Here is a 247-nt window from a genome sequence, read left to right as displayed (position 1 = left end):
GAAGTGAGCGACGTGATGGGCGTTCCGGCGCACATCAACGTCACCGAGGTCCGCAAGCCGGAACTCGACGCGCAGCTGGTCGCCGAGTCGATCGCGCAGCAGCTCGAGCGCCGCATCATGTTCCGTCGCGCGATGAAGCGCGCCGTGGGCAATGCGATGCGCCTGGGCGCCCTGGGCATCAAGGTCAACGTTGGTGGCCGTCTGAACGGTGCGGAAATCGCGCGTTCGGAGTGGTACCGCGAAGGTC

The 247-nt window shown here is 66.4% G+C and carries 1 pseudogene; it reads left to right on the top strand.

What is annotated here, in order from left to right:
* Window positions 1-247, top strand: a pseudogene (locus tag J3473_RS19635) (30S ribosomal protein S3); the annotation flags it as partial.

This window comes from Phycicoccus sp. DTK01, from assembly GCF_017312765.1.
In the GTDB taxonomy this organism is placed as follows: Bacteria; Actinomycetota; Actinomycetes; order Actinomycetales; family Dermatophilaceae; genus Phycicoccus; species Phycicoccus jejuensis.
Note: the sequence above shows the minus strand (reverse complement) of the source record. Positions and strands in the feature narration are given on the sequence as shown.